The 20188-nt window shown below is 49.5% G+C and carries 16 protein-coding genes and 1 tRNA gene; 5 read left to right on the top strand and 12 right to left on the bottom strand.

Annotated features, from left to right (window positions below; all coding sequences use genetic code 11):
- The first annotated feature begins 60 nt into the window (after positions 1 to 60).
- Positions 61 to 1416, top strand: a complete 1356-nt coding sequence (locus JWG88_RS11275) for a deoxyribodipyrimidine photo-lyase (RefSeq protein WP_337833120.1) — start codon at positions 61 to 63, stop codon at positions 1414 to 1416.
- A gap of 3 nt (positions 1417 to 1419) precedes the next feature.
- Here the strand turns inward: JWG88_RS11275 and JWG88_RS11270 are convergent.
- The 4 genes from JWG88_RS11270 to JWG88_RS11255 form a co-directional block, all read right to left on the bottom strand.
- Positions 1420 to 1494, bottom strand: a tRNA-Gly gene (locus JWG88_RS11270).
- A 349-nt stretch (positions 1495 to 1843) separates the two neighbouring features.
- The gene (locus JWG88_RS11265; protein WP_205233859.1) at positions 1844 to 2050 is read right to left on the bottom strand and encodes a twitching motility protein; all 207 of its coding nucleotides are present in this window, start codon (positions 2048 to 2050) and stop codon (positions 1844 to 1846) included.
- A gap of 158 nt (positions 2051 to 2208) precedes the next feature.
- Complete coding sequence (locus JWG88_RS11260; protein WP_205233858.1) at positions 2209 to 3579, bottom strand: L-serine ammonia-lyase, iron-sulfur-dependent, subunit alpha; 1371 nt, start codon at positions 3577 to 3579, stop codon at positions 2209 to 2211.
- 231 nt (positions 3580 to 3810) lie between these two features.
- Positions 3811 to 4368 carry a DJ-1 family glyoxalase III gene (locus tag JWG88_RS11255; protein ID WP_205233857.1) on the bottom strand — a complete coding sequence of 186 codons (558 nt, stop codon included), beginning with the start codon at positions 4366 to 4368 and terminating at the stop codon, positions 3811 to 3813.
- Between the two features lie 326 nt (positions 4369 to 4694).
- Between JWG88_RS11255 and JWG88_RS11250 the strand changes: the two genes are divergently transcribed.
- Positions 4695 to 7664 (top strand): PEP/pyruvate-binding domain-containing protein, encoded by a 2970-nt coding sequence (locus tag JWG88_RS11250; protein WP_205233856.1) that lies wholly within the window; start codon positions 4695 to 4697, stop codon positions 7662 to 7664.
- Between the two features lie 55 nt (positions 7665 to 7719).
- Here JWG88_RS11250 and JWG88_RS11245 read toward each other — a convergent pair whose 3' ends face one another.
- Genes JWG88_RS11245 through JWG88_RS11220 form a run of 6 tightly spaced genes read right to left on the bottom strand, consistent with a single transcriptional unit; the run spans position 7720 to position 11785 of the window.
- A complete protein-coding gene (locus tag JWG88_RS11245; RefSeq protein WP_205233855.1) occupies positions 7720 to 8184 on the bottom strand; it encodes a hydrogenase maturation protease in 465 nt (154 codons plus the stop codon).
- Complete coding sequence (locus tag JWG88_RS11240) at positions 8181 to 8663, bottom strand: hypothetical protein (RefSeq protein ID WP_205233854.1); 483 nt, start codon at positions 8661 to 8663, stop codon at positions 8181 to 8183. The genes JWG88_RS11245 and JWG88_RS11240 overlap by 4 nt, the downstream gene beginning before the upstream one ends.
- Positions 8660 to 8911, bottom strand: a complete 252-nt coding sequence (locus JWG88_RS11235) for a 4Fe-4S dicluster domain-containing protein (protein WP_205233853.1) — start codon at positions 8909 to 8911, stop codon at positions 8660 to 8662. Before JWG88_RS11235 ends, JWG88_RS11240 begins: the two co-directional genes overlap by 4 nt.
- Complete coding sequence (locus JWG88_RS11230; protein WP_205233852.1) at positions 8904 to 10328, bottom strand: Ni/Fe hydrogenase subunit alpha; 1425 nt, start codon at positions 10326 to 10328, stop codon at positions 8904 to 8906. Before JWG88_RS11230 ends, JWG88_RS11235 begins: the two co-directional genes overlap by 8 nt.
- A complete protein-coding gene (locus JWG88_RS11225; protein WP_205233851.1) occupies positions 10325 to 11260 on the bottom strand; it encodes an NADH-quinone oxidoreductase subunit B family protein in 936 nt (311 codons plus the stop codon). The genes JWG88_RS11230 and JWG88_RS11225 overlap by 4 nt, the downstream gene beginning before the upstream one ends.
- A gap of 30 nt (positions 11261 to 11290) precedes the next feature.
- Positions 11291 to 11785 carry a hypothetical protein gene (locus JWG88_RS11220; protein ID WP_205233850.1) on the bottom strand — a complete coding sequence of 165 codons (495 nt, stop codon included), beginning with the start codon at positions 11783 to 11785 and terminating at the stop codon, positions 11291 to 11293.
- Between the two features lie 548 nt (positions 11786 to 12333).
- Here JWG88_RS11220 and JWG88_RS11215 point away from each other — a divergent pair.
- From JWG88_RS11215 to JWG88_RS11205, 3 genes are all read left to right on the top strand, one after another.
- Positions 12334 to 14358 carry an ATP-binding protein gene (locus JWG88_RS11215; RefSeq protein ID WP_205233849.1) on the top strand — a complete coding sequence of 675 codons (2025 nt, stop codon included), beginning with the start codon at positions 12334 to 12336 and terminating at the stop codon, positions 14356 to 14358.
- Positions 14358 to 15656: a sigma-54-dependent transcriptional regulator gene (locus JWG88_RS11210; RefSeq protein ID WP_205233848.1), complete on the top strand. Its 1299-nt coding sequence runs from the start codon at positions 14358 to 14360 to the stop codon at positions 15654 to 15656. Before JWG88_RS11215 ends, JWG88_RS11210 begins: the two co-directional genes overlap by 1 nt.
- A gap of 230 nt (positions 15657 to 15886) precedes the next feature.
- On the top strand, positions 15887 to 17065 hold the full coding sequence (locus JWG88_RS11205) for a response regulator (RefSeq protein ID WP_240194432.1): 1179 nt from the start codon (positions 15887 to 15889) through the stop codon (positions 17063 to 17065).
- 271 nt (positions 17066 to 17336) lie between these two features.
- On the opposite strand, the gene JWG88_RS11200 is transcribed toward JWG88_RS11205, so the two are convergent.
- Together JWG88_RS11200 and JWG88_RS11195 are read right to left on the bottom strand one after the other, a co-directional pair.
- Positions 17337 to 17729 (bottom strand): hypothetical protein, encoded by a 393-nt coding sequence (locus JWG88_RS11200; RefSeq protein WP_205233846.1) that lies wholly within the window; start codon positions 17727 to 17729, stop codon positions 17337 to 17339.
- 940 nt (positions 17730 to 18669) lie between these two features.
- Positions 18670 to 20037: a sigma 54-interacting transcriptional regulator gene (locus JWG88_RS11195; protein ID WP_205233845.1), complete on the bottom strand. Its 1368-nt coding sequence runs from the start codon at positions 20035 to 20037 to the stop codon at positions 18670 to 18672.
- Positions 20038 to 20188: the final 151 nt, after the last annotated feature.

Here is a 20188-nt window from a genome sequence, read left to right as displayed (position 1 = left end):
ATCCTATTTTAGAACAGCTAATTACGTTTGAAAGCTAAAGCACGTCCCGAGGAGTATCCGGTGATACGCAAAAACAGAAATATTATTAAGCGCAGCAGGGAAATTTCCCACGGGAAAAGGGGAGAAGGCCCTGTCATTTACTGGATGGATCGGGAACACCGCATCGCCGACAACTGGGCCCTGCTCTACGCCCAGCAGGAAGCTCTTCTTCGAGAGAAAGATCTGCATGTTGTCCTCCTCTATTTTAAAAATATGGGAGAGCACTCCTGTCAAAAGCCTTTCCTGCTGGAAGGGCTGGTTGAACTGAGAGAAGAAGCCAAAAGATATAATATCGGATTCACCGTGCTTGATGGCGAGGCGGAAGATATCCTGCCCCGCTTTCTTGTTAAATATGACTGCCACCTGCTGGTTAGCGATTTTTCACCGCTGCGGGAAAAGCGGCGGATCTGCCGGAAAATCACGGAGGTCATAACTGTTCCTTTTGTCGAAGTAGATGCACACAATATTATTCCTGCCTGGATTGTCACCACCAAAAAAGAATATGCCGCCTATACGCTGCGGCCCAAAGTGAATCGTCTTCTTTCTGATCATTTAACTGATTTTGTTGAGGTTGTCCGTCATCCCTCCAATCCTGGTCTTGATACTGCTGATTTTCCGGATATCACCTACCAACTGGAGTCGATGCTGCAGGAATTTACCTGCGGGTTCCCAGCAGGAGAGAGGCAGGCTTTGTCCAGCATGCGGAAATTTCTCGCGCGTGGTCTGGATCGTTATGAGCAGGAGCGCAATAACCCCAACCTCAACGGCCAGTCGGGCCTCTCTCCCTATCTTCACTTCGGCCATCTCGCTCCCCAGCGACTGGCATGGGAGGTTGACAAAGCCGAGGCACTGCAGGCCAGTAAAGAGTGTTTTCTGGAGGAGCTTATCGTACGAAGGGAGCTTTCCGACAATTTCTGCCTCTACGAAGCATCGTACGACAGTTTTGAAGGTTTTCCGGATTGGGCGCGGAAAAGCCTCAACCTGCACAGGGGTGATAAACGGGAATTCATCTATGATCTTAACCAACTGGAGAATGCGGAAACGCACGAAAAACTCTGGAATTCATGCCAGCGGGACCTGCTGACGAGTCATAAACTGCATGGCTATCTGCGGATGTACTGGGCCAAGAAAATCATGGAATGGACAGCAGGGCCCGAAGAGGCTCTTTACAATACCATTTATCTTAATGACAAATATTCTCTTGACGGGTGCGATCCCAATGGCTATGCGGGTATTGCCTGGTCCATCGGCGGCGTTCACGACAGGGCCTGGCCGGAAAGAGAGATTTTCGGCAAGATACGCTATATGAATGAACGCGGCTGCCGACGGAAATTCGAGGTAGATAGATATATTGCTGAAATATCCTTGGGGAAGTGAAAATGGAGCGGGAAACGAGATTCGAACTCGCGACTTCAACCTTGGCAAGGTTGCACTCTACCACTGAGTTATTCCCGCTCATTTTTTAAAAACCGGAAGAGTTTTCTTACCAAAGGATAAGATTCAAGTCAATACCTTAGAAAAAAAATATAGGAAGAAAAGCAAATCTCGAGGCTAAAAATACGGGAGGCGAACATTTATGTTAATGGTTTCCTGCAGATGAAAATTCCACCCGAAAAAGATTCCCCCCGGATGGCAAACAGAAATATGGATAGTGGTTGTCAATGTTGATGAATGCGTAAAACCACTGACGTGCCCTCTGCGTCATTCCGGACTTGATCCGGAATCTATTTGTTTTTAAATAGTTACAGTTTCAGGATCAAGTCCGGAATGAAGGGTACCGGGAATATTGGGGTTTTTACTTCCATCAATGTTCTTCGTGCCCTTCGTCACCTTCTTCCATCATCTCCATCAATTCATTCTGAAAATTTTCATCTTCCATTAGCTTTACGGCAATGGCTTGGCATATAGCTGCCGATAAACCCTCCTGATCCGGCGAGGAGACATGAACGGTTATCTCATTATTATCGTCGGCTTCCAATATCAATGCTGCCTGGTTTGGCTTGAGTTCCATTATCCCGCTCCCTTTTTTAAAAGTTTCTTTTCCGGTAACGTTCAACTACTGGCGGACTTACACACCATTCCCTGAAAATGCAAGAGTTGCATGCATTTTGCCTTCTTTGCAGGAATTGGTAAAACTATAAGCAGGATGAATCAAAACGATACCGGAAATCATGCGGTGCCGCCTAACCCCGCATGAATGTCCTGAGCAGCCGGAGTGATGGACAAACCTCCCTTACAGGTACAGCGGAAACGGTGACACATGGCCGCCCCCACTTCCTTCATGGCACAGATAACCTGCCCCAGCGGGATAACGTGGGCAAATCCGGCAAGCGCCATGTTGGCGGCAGCCACTGCGTTGAGGGCCGCCATGATATTTTTGCCGAGACAGGGAACTTCAACCCGGTCAGCCACCGGATCACAGATCAGCCCCAGCGTGTTCTGCAGTGCCATGGAAGCAGCTTTGAGAGCTGTAGCACCATCTCCTCCCATCAGTTCGACCAGAGCAGCCGCCGTCATGCCGGAGGCTGCGCCACACTCATATTGGCAACCGCCTTCCTCCGCCGCAAAACCACCCTCCCTGGCAATAAAAACACCCAGCAGGCCCGCGGCCAGAACAGCCCGCTCCATTTCCTCCCCAGTCTTGCCTGTCTTTTCAGCAACGGCGGACAGAGCACCGGGCAGGGTGCCGCAGGATCCCGCGGTCGGCGCCGCAACGATGACCCCCATCGAACTTTTAGTCTCCATGACCGCAGAAACTGAGGCAATGACATCGTTGATAAGAGCAGAGGGGATCAATTCCTTCCGGTTTTCAGCCTCACCGATGAGATGTGACTGTGCCGGCAGAATGCGATCCTGATAGCTAGTGCCCTCAAGTCCTCCGCTCACGGCCTCCCGCATCACTCTAAGGTGTTCCGCTGCGAGGTCGGCTACTATTTTCTCCTCAACACCGCCCAGGGCGGACTCATAGGACAGAGCATAGTCGGAGAGGCGCCCTCCCTTCTCCAAAAGAAGCTGCTCCATCTCGGCAATGGTGACAAAGGGCAGATCCCTATTGCCCTGCGGCTGGATCGGATAAAGAGATTGAACATAAGAGCTGTCATCCTCGATGATGCCGCCATCAAGTTCGACCAATCGGATTATGCCGCCGCCGGTGGACAGCGCCACGAATTGCACCTTTTTGCCTTGTGTGCCGGTGAGCTCGATATGATAGGTGTTGGGATGATCTCCCGCCAGGGGTTCTATGCGAAAGAGTATCTCGATGCCACGCTCCCGACAGATCTGTTCGGCATTGATCAGATCCGGATCGGAAATCTGCATTTCCAGCAGCCCTCCTGCGAGACCCATGGCCGATCCCTGTCCTCTGTAGGTCGTAGCCAGGGAGCCCTCGGGATCGAAGGTTATAATGGCTCGTTTTGGGATATCCTGCAGCAGCATTCTGCCCAGCAGCCCTATTCTGACAGAGGCTGCGGTGTGGGAACTGCTCGGCCCACGCATTATCGGGCCTATAACGTTATTGAATATCGATGGGTAATCAGACATATTGATTTATTTTAATTTTTCTGGATTGAGTAAACAGTATCCCACAAGTGCCGGGATTCCTGAGTTAAGTACATTCCGGATCGAGTCCGGAAATGATGACGGTGGTCGGAATGATGACAGAGATATCTCCGATTTTTTACATATATTCAAAAATCCGGCTTTTCTTCCCGGTGCTGTCAATTACGCAGTTTCAGATCTGCAACATCGTAGATCGAGCTTTTTACAAGCCCATCAATTGAGCTCTACTACCATACCCTTGGCAACTTCTCTCTTTTTTTCCTCACCCATTACAATTCCGAGCAGTTCCAGTGAGAAATCCACGGCCGTGCCCGCTCCCCTGCTGGTGACGCAGTTTTTATCCATGACCACCTTTAAGGTCGCATCGGCGGGGTTGCTGAGATCAGCGGCAAATAAGGGATGACCGGTGGCCTTTTTACCCTCCAGCAGACCATGATGTTCAAGAACAACCGCTGGAGACGCGCATATCGCTCCGTAGAGTTTATCAGCCGCATTCTGTTTCCTCAGAATCTCGATCAGTATTTCCGAATTCTTCAGATTTTCAGCACCGGGAATCCCTCCGGGCAGGGCGACCAGGTCATAGTTCTCCTCCACACATTCACCAATAAGCTTATCCGCGGTAATTTTGACGTTATGGGATGAAGTAATGACAAGATCATTAACCGAGGCCAGATCGACCTCGGCTCCGGCACGCCTGAAAACATCTACAATACTGAGAGCCTCGATCATTTCTATGCCGTCGGCGATAGGAACAAGTATTTTTGTAGTCATTATTCCTCCTTTTCAGCTTTTTCGTTGGTAAACAACCTACTCTGCCTGTGATGATGATTTTATCGGAATTTCAACAGCAAAGGGGTAACGCAGATTGCATGCAACTCTTCGGCAAAGAGCTTGAGACCAGCAGTTTAGCCTTAACTGTAACAGGTTCCACAGTGCTCCGGATGTGATTGCTGCAGATGGGGCGCTGCTGAATAGTTACGATTCATTACTTCAATTCCAACACCATTTATACTACCCTATGAATTATAGATCTCACAATCAATATCGTATTGCTATAACATCCGCTTAAGAGTTAATCCCAGCTTACGGTGCCCGACATGAAAACCTTACCCAAATCCCAAAATGGCATAGAAAAGCACCGCTTTAAATCCTTTCACGAGCTGATGACCAAAAGGGTTGCAGAAATCCTTCTGGTCTCAAGTACCTATGATGCTTTCATCATGCAGGAGGATGGACCGCTGGCTGAAAGAATTATCCACGAATACCGGGGTCTCAATCTCAGCAGACCGCCCCGGCTGACCTGGATTTCCAACGGCAGTGAGGCTCTGAAAAAAATCAGCAGCGGGGATTTCGATCTTGTCATCGTCATGCCGCATATCGGCGATATGGATGCCCATGACCTCTGCCGCAGGATGAAAGAGATTCAGCCTGAAATACCCATCTATTATCTGGCCTATGATGCCGGGCGTATCCTCGAAGAAAAGAAATACGTCGACCGCTCCGTCATTGACCGGACCCTGCTCTGGTCCGGCAACACCGATCTTCTCCTGGCCATTGTCAAAAACCAGGAAGACAAAATGAATGTCGAGCTCGATACAGCACTGGCCAACATTCGCGTTATCATTTTTGTTGAAGATTCACCTTTTTACCTCTCCTCCCTGCTGCCGGTGCTGTACCGTGAGCTTGTCCTGCAGACCCAGGCGGTTATGGACGATTCGCTCAACGAGAAAGACCGGCTGCTGCGCATGCGCACCCGCCCTAAGATACTGGTGGCCGAGAATTACGAGGAGGCCTGGGAGCTCTACCAGAAGTATAAGAAATACCTGTTCTGCGTGATTTCCGATGTCAGATTCGAAAAGGACGGCAAGGAGGATCCGGAAGCCGGGATAACCCTTCTCAAAAATATCTCGCGGGAGCAGAATGACCTGCCGCTTCTCGTCCTCAGCTCCGAGCCGGAAAACAAGGAAAAGGCCGAGCAGATTCCGGCTCTGTTCTCCGATAAGCACTCACCCAGTCTGCATAGTGATCTCGATAACTTCTTTCGGCATTCCCTGGGCTTCGGGGATTTTCTCTTTCGCCAGGATAACGGTGAAATTATCGAACGTGCCGGCAACCTGCGCTCCATGGCCAACGTTCTTAAAAAACTGCCGCTTGAATCCATAGGCTATCATGGCCGCCGCAATGATTTCTCCAGGTGGTTGATGGCCAGGTTCGAAATGGAGATAGCCCAGCGGATACGATCCTCCAAACTCGATGATTTTAATGGACTCGAGGAAGTACGGCAGTATCTGATTTCCATCATTCGCAACAAACTGAAGCAGCGGCAGCGCGGTCTGGTATCCGACTTCGTCCAGCAGGAGTTTGATCCTGATCACGATTTTATTAAAATCGGAAAAGGCTCCCTCGGCGGCAAGGCCAGGGGGCTGGCTTTTATTTCCAGTCTGCTACGCGAGGAAATCGATATTGTCTCTCAGTTCGACTCGGTCACCATTTCGCTGCCGAAAACCATGGTGATAACCACCGAAGGCTTTGATATTTTCGCCAAACTCAATAATATTTTTACATTTTTCACCGGTATCGAAGATGATGAAGAAATAGAGAAGGGTTTTCTCAAAACCGCCTTCCCCGAAGAATTGCGGGAGGATATTCTGGTGTTCCTCAAGCATACCACCTTCCCGCTGGCGGTAAGGTCATCGGCGATTCTGGAGGATGCCCATTACCGGGCCAGCGCTGGGGCTTACAACACCTATATGCTGCCGAACAATGATCCAGACATCAATGTCAGGCTGGATCATCTTGTCAGGGCCATCAAGCTCATTTATTCGTCCATTTTCCAGGAAACCCCCCGAATTCTCGCCAAAACCTCGACTTACCGGCAGGAGGAGGACAAAATGGCGGTGATAATTCAGCAGCTTGTCGGCCATCAGTACGACGGCTACTTCTACCCGGCAATTTCGGGGGTGGCCCATTCCTACAATTTTTATCCGGTTTCCTGCATGAAACCATCGGAAGGGGTGGCCCATATCGCCCTGGGTCTCGGCAAGATCGTGGTTGATGGGGGTGCTGCCTTACGCTTCTCTCCCGTCTACCCCCAAATCCTGCCCCAGTTTTCCAATATCGATGACATTCTCCGCAACTCTCAGCATTTTTTCTATGCCCTGAAGATGCAGGTGAAAGGGGAAGAACCGCTCAAGGATATGCTTGAGAGAATAGAAGTCGATCAGGCCGCCGGTCATTTTCCTGTTCGCAAACTGGCCTCAACCTATAGTCCGCAGGATGAAAAAATACGTGATTTCTTCAGCGGCGACGGCTATCCCGTGATAACCTTCGCCCCCATTTTGAAATACCAGGAATTCCCCTTGGGTAAAGTGTTACTCAAGATCCTCGGGATCGGTGAAAAAGGCATGGGCTGTCCGGTCGAGATAGAGTTTGCCGTCAATCTGGCGGAAGGAGAAATACCTCAATTCTATCTCCTCCAGATACGTCCCATGGCCGTGGCCCAGAGCAGAGTCAAGGTCAGAATAACTGATCAGGAGCGCCGTAGGTCCTGGTGCTTTTCCGACATGGCCATGGGGCCCAGCCAGGAATCGCAAATCACCTCTGTTCTCTATGTCAAACCGGAGCGGTTTGATACCAGGAAGACTCTGGAGATCGCCAAAGAAATCGAAAAAATGAACGGCATCTTAAAGACCCGCCGAAAAAGATATCTGCTTATCGGTCCGGGCAGATGGGGAACCGCCGACAGATGGCTGGGAATCCCCATAAAATGGAGCGGCATAACCGAAGTCCATACCATAATCGAAACTACCTCGGAAAAGCTTCATGCAGATCCTTCGCAGGGGAGCCATTTTTTTCACAACATAACTTCGCTGGGCATAAACTACCTGGGAATTCCACCCAAGGGCGAGTGCCGCATCAACCTGGAATGGCTGGACAGCCGGCCGGCTGAGATCGAGACCGAGTACCTGAGATATGTCGAACTGGAAAAACCGGCAGTGTTGAAAATCGATGGAAAAACCTCACAGGCCGTGATCATATTCGAGATGGAGGGCTCGAAGATGGAATGACAGGAGAAAAACGGAGAAGGAATCAAACGCAGATTCATGATTTTTTATGATATTATCAATTTTCACCGATAATTTCGATAATCCTGTCGGCCGCGCTCTCAATATTGGCGGCCACTTCGGCACTAAGCCCCACCCCCAGCAGGTCAAAGCACTTTCCTTCGATACCGACCAGATAGACCCGTGCCGGTGTTTTTTCGGGATAGAGGTTTCTGGAAATTTCGACAGCTTCACGCACGCCGATGCCGTGACAGGAAACATGGGCTCCGCCCTGAGGCAGCTCGGTCCAGTCGAGGATATGAATGGTGCCGGGCGCTGCCCCGAATTGAACGGCATCAACGACTATCAAGAGATCTTCGCCGGCAAATTCGTCGAGCAGCAACATGCCGCCGAGCCCCAAAAGCCTGAGACGGATGCTCTCAGACAGCGTCCGTCCCGATAGTTCCTGATAGATGGCAGGGCCGATACCGTCATCGGCCACAAGATCATTGCCGATGCAGATTATCAGTGCGGCAGTGGTCATGCCTTTCTGGGAGCACCGCCAAGGGTAACCTTGAAGGTACAGCTGGTATCCGCCACAGTTATGGTGGTGGGCCTGGCCGGTCTGCCGGTAAATTCGGCCAGTATGCCGCCGATATAATAGTGGAACATCTGACAGGCGGCACCGTCCAGCTCCATCTTGCGTTCCCTGCAGACAGCTCCGATCGGGCAGTGGTCAATGGTGATCATCGCGTCATTGCCCTGCATTTCCCCGGAAATTTCCATCTGCTGAATAGTGAACACCCGGACTAGCTCGCTGAGTGCATTATCAGGAGTGGGATCATTCAGGTGTATGGGCATATTCAGAGCCATCTTCCGGCCGGCGGCAACGGCAAGAGCCGGAGTCGACTTGCCGACGAATTTCTCTATGGTGCTGACAAACATATCAAGCAGGAAGCAGACTTCCACAAATGCCTTGTCATGATCTTCAGCGGTAAGCTGTAATTCTGATGTTTCTATCATAGGAACTTCTCCATACGCTGACTGAAATGAATATTGCGGTAGAAATTGGAGACGGCAGGATAATTGCTGTGGGTAATGGCGCCGGAGGGACAAATATAGCCGCAGCTCAGGCAGGCAATACAGTTCTCCAGGATCTCGACTTCAGCCTTTCCGGTCTCTTCGTTGAAGGAAAAGCAATCCGTCGGACAGACATCGAGGCAGAGCCGGCAGCCGCGACAGGCCTTCTCTTTTATTTTCATTTCAAGCATTGTCTTTCCTCCTCAGTTTGCGAACGATCCTGCCATTCTGAACGAGCTCGACATCAAGGGCCATCTTACCTATGGCGTGAGTGGAACAGGCCAGACATGGATCATAACAGCGAACCACGAATTCAAGACCGTTCAGCATGGCCTCGTCGTCGGATTCCTGCAGCATGCTGTTGGCCCCCTCTCTAAGGGATGCATTGATGGCCGCGGTATTCTGCTGGGTAGCAATAATCATGTTGGCGCTGCGTACTATGCCGCGATCGTCAATATCATATTCATGGATGAGCGTTCCCCGGGGCGCCTCTATATGGGCGATACCGGTGCCGCCTCTGAAATCGGCGGGTACCCGAGTCTCGCCGCGAAGTGCTGGATTGTTGATTATCTCATGCGATTTCTCACAGGCATATACCAGTTCGATAAGTTTGGCATACATCTGCAGGACCGCATTGTGACAGGGTTTTCCGAATTTTTCCCTGAACACCTCGAATTCCTTTTGCGCCAGCGGAGTTTCCATGGAGTCGGCCACATTCAACCGGGCCAGCGGACCGACACGGTACATCTGTTCCGCCCCATCCATATTGAGATACACCTCCTTGGCATAGGAATTCTGCACCGCCCTTTCACTCATCATCTCTTTATAGCAGAGGGAGCTGAAATCCTCTTTGAGCCCGCCCTGGGTGTCCATGGCTCGCAACATGCCGTCATAAAAGTTGAGTCTGCCGCCCTGTACAGTTCCCAGATACCAACTTTCGGAATTCAGCTTTTCCAGAAGAACAGGATTCTTGTCGAGCAGGTTGAAGAGCAATTTTTTTACCTGGCCGGCCAACTCATGAACCCGTTGGACCGACTCGGCCGTCAGTTCCTGCAGTCTCTTGAATTGACCGTCACTGAGGCTAAAGGAAATGCCGCCGGCCACCGCGGTTACCGGATGAATCCCCCTGCCGCCGATGGTCTCGTTGATCTTCTGGCCAAGGCTTCTCAACCGCAGCCCTTTCCGGCTCAACTCCGGATTGGCCTCAACCATGCCGACGATATTGCGCGTGGCGGGATCACCGTCAAGTCCAAATACCAGATCGGGACCTGCCAGTACAAAGAGAGAAAGACTGTGGGAATGAATATAGTGCCCCATGTACATGAACTCGCGCAGCAGCTTTGCCGCGGCAGGTATCTCTACTCCGGCGGCATTGTCAAGAGCTTTGGCCGCCACCAGATGATGCGCAGTCGGACAGACACCGCAGATACGTGCGGTAACCTGCGGCATAGTCGATGCTTCCATGCCCACCAGAATGCGTTCAAAACCGCGCAACTCGTTAACGCAGAAGGAGGCTTCGGTCACCGTTCCGGAGTCGTCGCACTCAAGAACGATGCGGGCGTGCCCCTCGATACGGGTAACCGGATCTATTTTTATGGTTTTACTCATTTTCCTGCCTCCACATCTGCAATCCACTTATGGATCAAAAAAGTCGGTTTATTGCCGATCATCTTGGTTGCCATGGCATAGGCATAATGGGTTTTTGCCGATTTTTCCATATGGCTGACGATCGTTTCGTTCTCTAAAGCGGTGAGACGCGACATTCTCTCGCTGATTTCTGTCCTGATATCGTGGTTGGGTTCCGCCAGGATCTGCATGGTCGGCCCGGCACATCCGGTGCACATTATGCCATGGTTGGGGCATGGAGCCAGACAACGATCCAAGGTGACCGAGCCGAGACAGATATATCCCTGACTAAGAAAACAGACGTCATCTTCCGCTATGCCTTCAAGACTGTTCTTTATCGCCTTTACCTCAGTCTTTTTCATGACCCGGTTGCACCCGGCGCACACCGTCTCCTGCCCCGCCTTAGGCTGTCGGCCCTGCACAAGCGCGGAGAGGCTTTCAAATATGTAATGGGCATGAGGCGGACAACCCGGCAGATAGAGATCCACATCGATCACCTCATCCACCGGAATTACTCTGTGCTCGAGCCCGGTAACATTGGTGGTCGGCACAAAATCAGTTTTCGTCGTCTTATTTGTCTTGTAGACACAATCCATTATCTCTTCGCTGCTGTGCGCCAGCCCGGCGCCATGCAACCCTCCATAGACGGCACAGGTGCCGAAGGCGATAATGGTTTTGCAACTCTTGCGCATCTCGATGGCCGCATGACGATCGTGTTCAGTCCGTATGGAGCCGGTCAGAATACCGACATCGGCCTCAGGATAGTCTTTTACATCGGTGAGCACCGGGCATTTTTGGATCTTGACATCGTCCAGCACTTGAAGAATCTTTTCATGCATATCGACAATGGCAACATGACATCCGCCGCAGTCACAGAGCCACTCAGTATTCAGGCGAACTTTTTCACCACTCATAGTACACTCCTCTAACGAGATATTTACAGCTTATCCATCAACGCTCAGGACCTTCAAACAGGCATTTTCACCGGCATGCTTTATTTCCAGTGTTGCCTTCTTTCCCATAATGCTTTCCAGTGCACCGGCGAAAAAGCCATACATCATATTGCACAGGGAGCCTTGCTGGGGATGACCGAAGCGAAAAAGCGCCTGACGAATCATGCAGTCACGAAAAACCAATTGTATCTGGGACTGTCCCTGTTCATTCTTCATTATCATTGCACTCTGGGAGGCGGGCTTAAAAGGTTCGAATCCCCACAGGCAATGATTCTGCATCAGGATTCTGCGCACTTCGGCTATCGCCTCCATTAGATCATCGGTCTGTTTGGCCCCTTCGGAAAACTTTCTTCCCAGACTGCGACCTGCCGACATTGTCATACTGCTGGCGCCGCGCCCGAGGATGGGCTCGATCCCTGCAGAAAGCGCTGCCATAAAGTTCATCGTCTCCTGCAAAGTGCGTCTCTTTTTTAAGATTTCATCCACCTTAAAGCTCCTCCTTGCGGCAATATTTCAATTCTGGAAATGAGTACCTTACAGATTGTTTCATGTTTTTTTTGCAAAAAATAATCTCCAATCTTTGCTGCTATTTTTCGTGAGAATCTTTCTCACGAATTCCCATCAAGCTACAATAGCATCGGACCTTATTCAAGTTTATTTCTACTTTTCGACCATTTACCTGTAAAAATATATGAAAATATATTTTTGATATGGCACTATAATCATTTACCTGATTACACTTAATCCTCAGCTCAAGGTCAAGGCTGCTCTTTTCACGGGTCTCTGCTGCCCGGACGGCTGCAGCGAAGTCCCCATGGACGGATTTATAGCGTCCCGATGAAAAGAGCAGTCTCGGCCCGGGCCAGAATGCTGAGTTTCAGGGGTAACCAGAATCATTAATGCGGATCCGCTGAATAGATAGTATTCAATACTCCAGTACAAGGCAGATCCGAATGGTAATGGATATAGGCAAAATATGGATGGAGATCGCAGACCATCCTGGAATTTGGCGCTGAGCATTTTACGGGATTATCATGGATGCCATTGACGATAGAATAAACAACCACAGGCTTTCCGCTACAGACCATGCAATCATTACCTGTAATCGAGACGAGATAATTACCGGATGGGACCGGCGTGCCGAGCAAACCTTCGGATGGTCGAAACAGGAAGCTCTCGAACAGAATATATTCTACCTTCTGTTGCCTCCCACCCCCGAATCAATGCCCAAACTGACGCTGACTGACATTATCTCCACCGGGGAGGAAAATCAATCCGAACAATTCACGCTCTCTCGGAGAGCCCAACATAAAAACGGCTCAGCCTTCGATGCCCATTTCCTCATTTTTAATATTAATGAATCGGATACCATTATAGTGTTGGTCAGAGATCTAGGCAGGCAACAGCGTTTTCTTGAAAAAATTAACACCTCTTATCATCAGCAGACCATTCTTGACCAGGTTCTCAAAATATCGGTCCAACCGCTTCCACTCGACCAGCAACTCGGCAAAATTCTTGATCATCTTTTTTCGATACCGCAGTTGAATCTACTGCCGAGAGGCGCCGTCTTTCTAGCGGAACCGGATAGTGACATCTTTATCGTAAAGACTCGAAGAGGATTTGCCGAACACAGTGAAATGTCTTGTTCGGAACTACCGCAGAGATTATGTTCCTATGGGCAATCGGCTCAATATGACGCAGTAGATGTTGACTCCTGCACGAAATCAAAAAGCGCCGCCAACTGTCGTCTGGCTAAACCACACGGTCATTTCTGCTCACCCGTCAAAAAAGGGAAAAAGGTGGTTGGCGTATTATGTCTCTATACACGCAAAGGGCATAATTCCCAGCCTGCCTTCAAGCAGCTCTTTGAATCCATATGCAACATCATCGCGGGCATGATTGAAAGTCGGGAGATGGACCTCCAGCTCATCACACTTGTCCACGACCTGCGTCATTCCATCCACGAAATCAAGGAAGAGAAGAAGTTTTCCGAATCGATTATTCAGGGTTTGACCCATGGCCTCATCGTTACCGACCTCGATGGCAATATACATACCTATAATGAACTTGCAGAGTCGATCATGAGCACCTTCACCGCTACCCTGGACGGCAAAAATCTCATCGACGTGGTGGGCCCGGATGCCGCGGCAAGGCTGCTTGACATTAATCACGGCAACAGCAAACACCTTGATCAGGAGTTGACGATTACCTCAGGGCATGACGGCCGGAAGATTATCGGCTATTCCGTTGTTCCCCGAGAGGATGCACACGGTAATCAGGTGGGCCGCATCATCTCCATCGATGACATATCGGAATTGAAATATGTGCGCAAGGAGATGGAGAAAATGAATCGGCTGGCCACCGTTGCGGAGATAGCCTCCGCCGTTGCCCACGAAGTGCGTAATCCCCTGGCCGGCATCAAAATCATGGCCCAATCCATTCAGGGGCAATCGGTTACCAAGGAAGAGCAGAACGAGTGTTTGACCAGGATCATCCGGCAGGTGGACAGGCTCAATTCCCTGCTGACCGAATTTTTTTCCTATGCCAGACCCGCAGAACCGCAGATCCGTTCTACTTCCCTGCTGGACATCATCACCGAAACGCAGCACCTGATCATAAATAAAATGGTGAAAAATCACATCATCTTCAGGGAAGACTACCAGAACGTCCCGCCTGTCGTAGCCGATCCAAACCAGGTGCAGCAGGTTCTTCTCAATCTCTTTCTCAATGCCATGGATGCTATCCAGCAGGGTGGCGTCATTGATCTGAAAACAGCGCACATCAAAGGTGCCGTCTTGTCGAACCATCGCAAGAAGAACCCCGGGCTGCTGCCGCTCTCCTCATATGTCACGCTTTCGGTTGCCGATAATGGAGTAGGCATGACTCCGGAGATCACTGAAAAGGTATTTGAACCATTTTTTACCACCAAATCGACGGGTACAGGCCTGGGTCTCTCCATCGTTTATCGAACACTGCGGGAAAACAGCGCCGCTATAACAGTTGAGAGCACCCCCAAAAAGGGCACCACCTTTACCCTCTATTTTTCGACGGGGGAATAATGGCAACCGTCCTTATAGTCGATGATGCTGATGACCTCATCTTTGCCCTCGGCAATATTGTCAAGCATGCAGGATATTCTCTGCTCACAGCCGTTACCGGCGGAGAAGCCCTTGCCCTGCTCAAAGCCAACATCATCGATTTGATTTTCCTGGACATCGGCCTGCCGGACACCAACGGCATCGATCTTATCCCGGCACTTCGTGAAATATCGGGCGATAGCGACATCATTATGCTGACCGGTAAAAATGACGCTAAAACCGCGGTTGAATCACTCAAGGCTGGGGCTCTTGATTATATCGTCAAACCATTCGACATCATTGAATTCACTACTGCGCTCAACAGGATTATGCAGTCCCGGCTGATCAGCAAGCGGGTCATGCTCACCTCCCACGAAGAGGGGCAGCCGGAAATGATCTGTTATTCCAGGGCCATGCTCCCGGTAAAAGAGGCCATCGCCGCCGCCGCCGGGGTGGGCGCCCCGGTGCTGATAACCGGCGAGACCGGCACCGGCAAGGAACTTGCCGCTCGCGCGATACATAATCTGCAGCAGGGCAAAAATGGGGTTTTCGTCAAAGTGGACTGCGGCACCCTATCGGCCAATCTCATTGAATCCGAACTCTTCGGTCATGAAAAAGGCGCCTTCACCGATGCCTTGAACAACAAAAAAGGCCTTGTGGAAATTGCCGACGGCGGCACGCTTTTCTTAGATGAGATTGGAAATCTGCCAATTTCACTGCAGCCCAAACTTCTTCGTCTTATTGCAGAATCGATTTTTCGCAGGGTGGGCGGCACCCAGGACATCCAGGTCTCTGTTCGTATCATTGCCGCAACCAATAGCAACATATGCGAGTACATCAAAACCGGGAGTTTTCGCCAGGATCTCTATTACAGACTCAATGTCATCCCAATCACGCTGCCTCCTCTCCGCAATCGTGAAGACGATATTCTGCAGCTCGCTGAGTACTACCTTCACTTCTTCAATCGGGAATTGAAGAGAAACATCAAAGGCTTCACCCACTCCGCCGCCGCTTCTCTGCTGTCACATGACTGGCCCGGCAATATCAGAGAACTGCGCAACCTTGTGGAGAGAGAGATGATCTTCTGCAAATCCGAATGGCTCTCATTTTCAGATCACACAACAATCACCGACAGAAAAAGTGTCTTCCTTAATCTGAGGGACATGGAAGTGGCGCATATCCGCGATGTTCTCAAGGCAACCGACAACAATAAATCCAAGGCCGCCGAAATTCTTGGGATCACCAGAACTACTCTTCGCGCCAAGCTCAACTCCGGTTAATAAATAACCAGGCGGTTATTTATTAACCACTTCAGCCCTTCCCGAGCCACGGTAAATCTTTGTAAGATAATGATTTATTACATTAATATTCAATTCCGACTTTCCGGCACTAACCTTGCTATATTCTCTGAAACAGAGTATAAATACCCATTATCCCTTGTGATTGGATATTTACACTGCATCCCAAGAACAAGGTGCTTTACAGACAGTCAAAGGAGAATGACGTGGCAATGAAAAAAGTCCTGATTGTTGACGATGAAGAAGACATGCTGTGGATGCTGCAAAGGAATCTCGATAATGGAATTCCCAATATCGAAACGTTCACGGCACAATCGGGAAATGAAGCGCTGAACATCCTCAACGAAACCGCCGTCAGCCTGGTCATCACCGATATCAATATGCCGGGAATGAGCGGACTTGAGCTTCTTACCGAAGTCAGCACCAAATGGAAAGATACCAAAGTTATTATCATGACGGCGTATCCATCCAACGCCTTTGCCAACAAAGCCAAAAAAGACGGTGCTGTGCAGTTTGTTGAAAAACCATTCGATATCAACGAAATGCGGGAGATTGTCGAAAATGTTCTGGAAGAAGGCGGCAGCGGCCAAACGAACGGAGGAATTGCCCTCCTCGATATCATTCAGTTTAACGGACTCGCCAAGTCCACCTCGGCATTAAAGATCACCGCCGGCGGCAAAGAGGGCATGATCTTTTTCAAAGAGGGGAAGGTCATTCACGCAATGTTTGGCAACGATACCGGAGAAACGGCGTTTTTCAACATTATTGAAACAGAGGGGGCAGAGCTTCAGAGTGTCAATGGAGTGGACCCGCCTCTGGTCAGCATGGGAAAATCAGTTGAATCATTAATGCTTGAAGCGGCGGTGATGAAGGATGAGGCGAAAAGCAAAACTGCTTCCGGTGTGAATGCCCTGGCCTTCTCGGAAAAAGAATTTGAACTACCACCGGCAGGAGACATAAATGCGCCTGCCGCCGAAAAGTTAGACGATATCACAACCAATTCAGGAGAATTGGAAACCACAGAGGAAAATGACATGACAGAAATCCAGAAAATCTTAGCAGAGTTTACGAACATTGATGGCGTCCATACAGCATGCCTGGTTGGACGAGATGGTTTCCTGCTGGACAGTCTGGCCAGAACCGGCATCGATGCGGAAATGATCGGCGCCATCGCCTCCTCCGGTTTCGGGTCGGCAGAAGCGATGGGAACCCAGCTTGGTCAAGGCGAACTGAACATGACCATGCTTGAATACGCTGAAGGCCCTGTTATGTTCGCACCCGTGGGCGAGGATGCCTTTCTGGTTATTGTTGCAGATAAAGATACCAATCTCGGCTGGATTAGAATCGCAATCAAGAAAAATTCGGCAAAGATAGAAAAAGTAGCTTTTTAGTGCCTTATTCCTGAAAAACTGCCCTAAAAAAACGAAAAATGTATTTAAAACTCCGTGAATCTGCCTCTATAACCATGGCACTTATCCAGCTCAGCTGGATTAGAACTTTACAGACTGTTTTCAATCTGTCTAAAAGCTCTCATCCAGCTCAGCTGGGCTAGTACCTATCCAGTTCAACTGGTTGAGAACTTGAAAATACGATTTTGGAGGAGGATCCCTGCCAACCAAAGACCCTCCGGCGCGTGCTTAAACCGCTTTTCAGCCATCAAACTCAGGTAAGGTGTTCCAGTGCCTCACGCAGACCTACGAATTTTGGTTCATATTTTTTAATGAGCATCCTCGCCTTGGCCAGCCATTCCTTTCTGCTCGTCATCAGGAAAATAAAAAAGGGCTGCTCCGGCATATGCCTGATGATAAAGTGATATTGATCGGTAGTTATCAGAATATCATCAATCAGATCATCATCGGCCAGAAGGCTGATTGCCTTACTATTCGATTTAACGATAGAGGCAAGATACGCCGAAGCTGCCGCCGTCTCAATGCCTTCCCGGCGAGTCGCCTCTGCGATAGACATGCCGTCATCCACAGTCACAACCGCCACAGCCAGAATATGCGGCAGCTCCAGCGACATTTCCTCAACAAGGCTCTGAATTTTTTTTATCATGAATTTTCCTGCTCGGCTGAAAAACTAATATGATTTACGGTAACCTCGCAAAAAGATATTGAAGTTGCCGAGATGGACCTCTGCGATAAGCGCAGATTTCAAAAAAGCCGGAAACACCAGACGAAGTATCTTAAACGGTGATTTGGCAGTACTTGTGGTACGGCGAATAGCCGTTTCAGATCTACAACGACGTAGATCGAGCTTTTTACAAGCCCATCGTTTGTTGATATTCAAGCAATACTACCATTCCAGGTGAACAATGTTAACAGAATAATGGCGCATGAGAACCATTCCAAGATTTTTTCTTGATAAACTAAGGAATTATAAGGAAAGAGCACCTTTACAAATCGCAGAGGTGCGGGTGCAGAAAGGACAAGGTCGTGCCCGGAAACGTCTGAGAGCGACAGCCCACAAGAAAACTCTGGTAAACAGAGAAAAACTTCATCAGTCCTTGGAGGAGAGCGATGTGGAGCTGTAATCCGTTACGGGCACAACCTTATTGCTGTCGAAGAAAAACTTCTGCCAAATTCGAACAGCTTGACCGGGCACGGGATTCCCGGTGTAACTCCAGATATGCAAAAATCAATCCCAGCAATTGACAATCCCATAATACACCGGAATCATAGAATTTTTCAATATAACAGTATCGGCTGTTATACAATGCGGTTCAGATTTTCGCATCAATGCGAATACAAACAACCATTAGAAGGAGGATGCAGCAGTGTGACTTGGCGGCGATTCTGCAAAATATATTACATTTCCATATATTTACAAAACCCCGGAAGGAATTTTTTAATTTTAGCATTTGCGCGAATTATCCGGCACCGATGCACTGTTTCAAGGGAAATTGAAAAGGTAAATTTACATATAGCTCCGTATTTATGGCATTAATTGAAACCCATTAACACCTCTACAGAAATGCAATTTTGAGAAAAACAGATTACCTGAGGTTATATTTTTTTATCTTCCGATAAAGAGTGGCCACATTCACCTCGGCCTTCTCAGCCGCTCGCTCGACATTGTTGCGATTTCGCTGAAGCAGAGTGGCAAAATAATCCTGTTCGAATGAGCTGAGGGCGTCGCTGTATTTTGGCAGACCGGCCAAATGGGCATTATTCTTTCTAAATTTTTTAACATCCATCAACCGCGACAACCCGTCAATCCCAACAAGACTTTCACTTTCAATGGCCAGGGTCGCTTCGATGACATTCTTCAACTCACGAATGTTGCCGGGCCAGTCATAGCCGATCATCACCTCACACGCCTCTGGAGTGAACCCCTTCACTTTAGTGCCGAAGCGGCGATTCATGATCTCGACAAAATGCGCCGCCAGTAAGGGAATATCAGTTCTCCGTTTACGCAATGGAGGTATCTCCAGGCGGACCACAGCGAGCCGGTAATAGAGATCCTCACGAAAATTTCCCGCAGCCATCTCCTCTTGCAGATCGGCATTGGTAGCGGCAAGCACCCGTACATCAACGCTGGTCGGCGTGGTTTCCCCGACCCGGTAAAACTCTTTTTCCTGAAGAAAACGAAGCAGTGCCTTTTGTACATTCATAGGAAGATTGCCGACTTCATCAAGCAGAAGCGTGCCATGGTCAGCCATTTCGAAAAGTCCCTTCTTTTCCTGATCCGCTCCAGTAAAGGCGCCCTTGGCGTGGCCGAACAGTTCACTTTCCAGAAGCGACTCCGGCAAAGCACCGCAATTAATAGCAACAAAAGGCTTGCCCCGCCTGGCCGAATGCTCATGGATAGCGCATGCTACAAGTTCCTTGCCGGTTCCGGATTCGCCGCTGATAGTCACTGAAATATCCCTGCGGGCAATCTTTCGCGCCGTATCCAACACTGTTGTCAGGGCCGGAGATTTACCTATCACTTCACCAAATCTGTCGTGGTTGGCCAACTCCTGACGCAGCTGTTTGTTTTCCTCCACTAGTGAAGTCTGCCGCAAACCATTGCGAACCCGCTGCATCAGCTCTTCGGGTTCGAAGGGTTTGGTCAAAATATCAAACGCACCGTTTCGCAGCGCATGTATCGACATTTCCACAGTGGCGTAACCGGTAATCATAATCACCGGAACGTCGTCATCCTGCTTTTTGATTAACTTTAAAACCTCCAGTCCATCCATTGCCGGCATCTTCACATCGGTTATCACCATATGGAAGTGACCTGGGTGAAAAACTTCCAGAGCTTTCTGTGGCTCGGTAAAGGCGGAAACTCGATAACCGCTGTCGGTCAGCACCGCTTCCAACATCTTACAAAGACCTTTTTCATTATCTATGACTAGAATATGAGCTCCCGCTGTCACCCGCTACCTCCATTTTGTTGCATCTCTCATGAAATAATACTGGATCGTGGCTATCTGAACATTGATGGACTTGTAAAGGGGTAGAATCTGTGATGGCTAAGTAAAAAGCTTCATATTCGAGGCGCGCAAATTTTCTATTATTTCGTCGTAC

The organism is Desulfopila inferna (genome assembly GCF_016919005.1).
In the GTDB taxonomy this organism is placed as follows: Bacteria; Desulfobacterota; Desulfobulbia; order Desulfobulbales; family Desulfocapsaceae; genus Desulfopila_A; species Desulfopila_A inferna.
The sequence above is the reverse complement of the archived record's forward strand: the minus strand, read 5'-3'. Positions and strand labels throughout refer to the sequence as shown.

What these genes read in the sequence shown, in the direction of transcription:
- JWG88_RS11225 (WP_205233851.1), bottom strand. Translation starts at nt 11,260, where the DNA reads ATGAGTGGTGAAAAAGTTCGCCTGAATACTGAGTGGCTCTGTGACTGC.
- JWG88_RS11215 (WP_205233849.1), top strand. Translation starts at nt 12,334, where the DNA reads ATGGATGCCATTGACGATAGAATAAACAACCACAGGCTTTCCGCTACA.
- JWG88_RS11240 (WP_205233854.1), bottom strand. Translation starts at nt 8,663, where the DNA reads ATGATAGAAACATCAGAATTACAGCTTACCGCTGAAGATCATGACAAG.
- JWG88_RS11230 (WP_205233852.1), bottom strand. Translation starts at nt 10,328, where the DNA reads ATGAGTAAAACCATAAAAATAGATCCGGTTACCCGTATCGAGGGGCAC.
- JWG88_RS11250 (WP_205233856.1), top strand. Translation starts at nt 4,695, where the DNA reads ATGAAAACCTTACCCAAATCCCAAAATGGCATAGAAAAGCACCGCTTT.
- JWG88_RS11245 (WP_205233855.1), bottom strand. Translation starts at nt 8,184, where the DNA reads ATGACCACTGCCGCACTGATAATCTGCATCGGCAATGATCTTGTGGCC.
- JWG88_RS11260 (WP_205233858.1), bottom strand. Translation starts at nt 3,579, where the DNA reads ATGTCTGATTACCCATCGATATTCAATAACGTTATAGGCCCGATAATG.
- JWG88_RS11205 (WP_240194432.1), top strand. Translation starts at nt 15,887, where the DNA reads ATGAAAAAAGTCCTGATTGTTGACGATGAAGAAGACATGCTGTGGATG.
- JWG88_RS11200 (WP_205233846.1), bottom strand. Translation starts at nt 17,729, where the DNA reads ATGATAAAAAAAATTCAGAGCCTTGTTGAGGAAATGTCGCTGGAGCTG.
- JWG88_RS11265 (WP_205233859.1), bottom strand. Translation starts at nt 2,050, where the DNA reads ATGGAACTCAAGCCAAACCAGGCAGCATTGATATTGGAAGCCGACGAT.
- JWG88_RS11210 (WP_205233848.1), top strand. Translation starts at nt 14,358, where the DNA reads ATGGCAACCGTCCTTATAGTCGATGATGCTGATGACCTCATCTTTGCC.
- JWG88_RS11235 (WP_205233853.1), bottom strand. Translation starts at nt 8,911, where the DNA reads ATGCTTGAAATGAAAATAAAAGAGAAGGCCTGTCGCGGCTGCCGGCTC.
- JWG88_RS11255 (WP_205233857.1), bottom strand. Translation starts at nt 4,368, where the DNA reads ATGACTACAAAAATACTTGTTCCTATCGCCGACGGCATAGAAATGATC.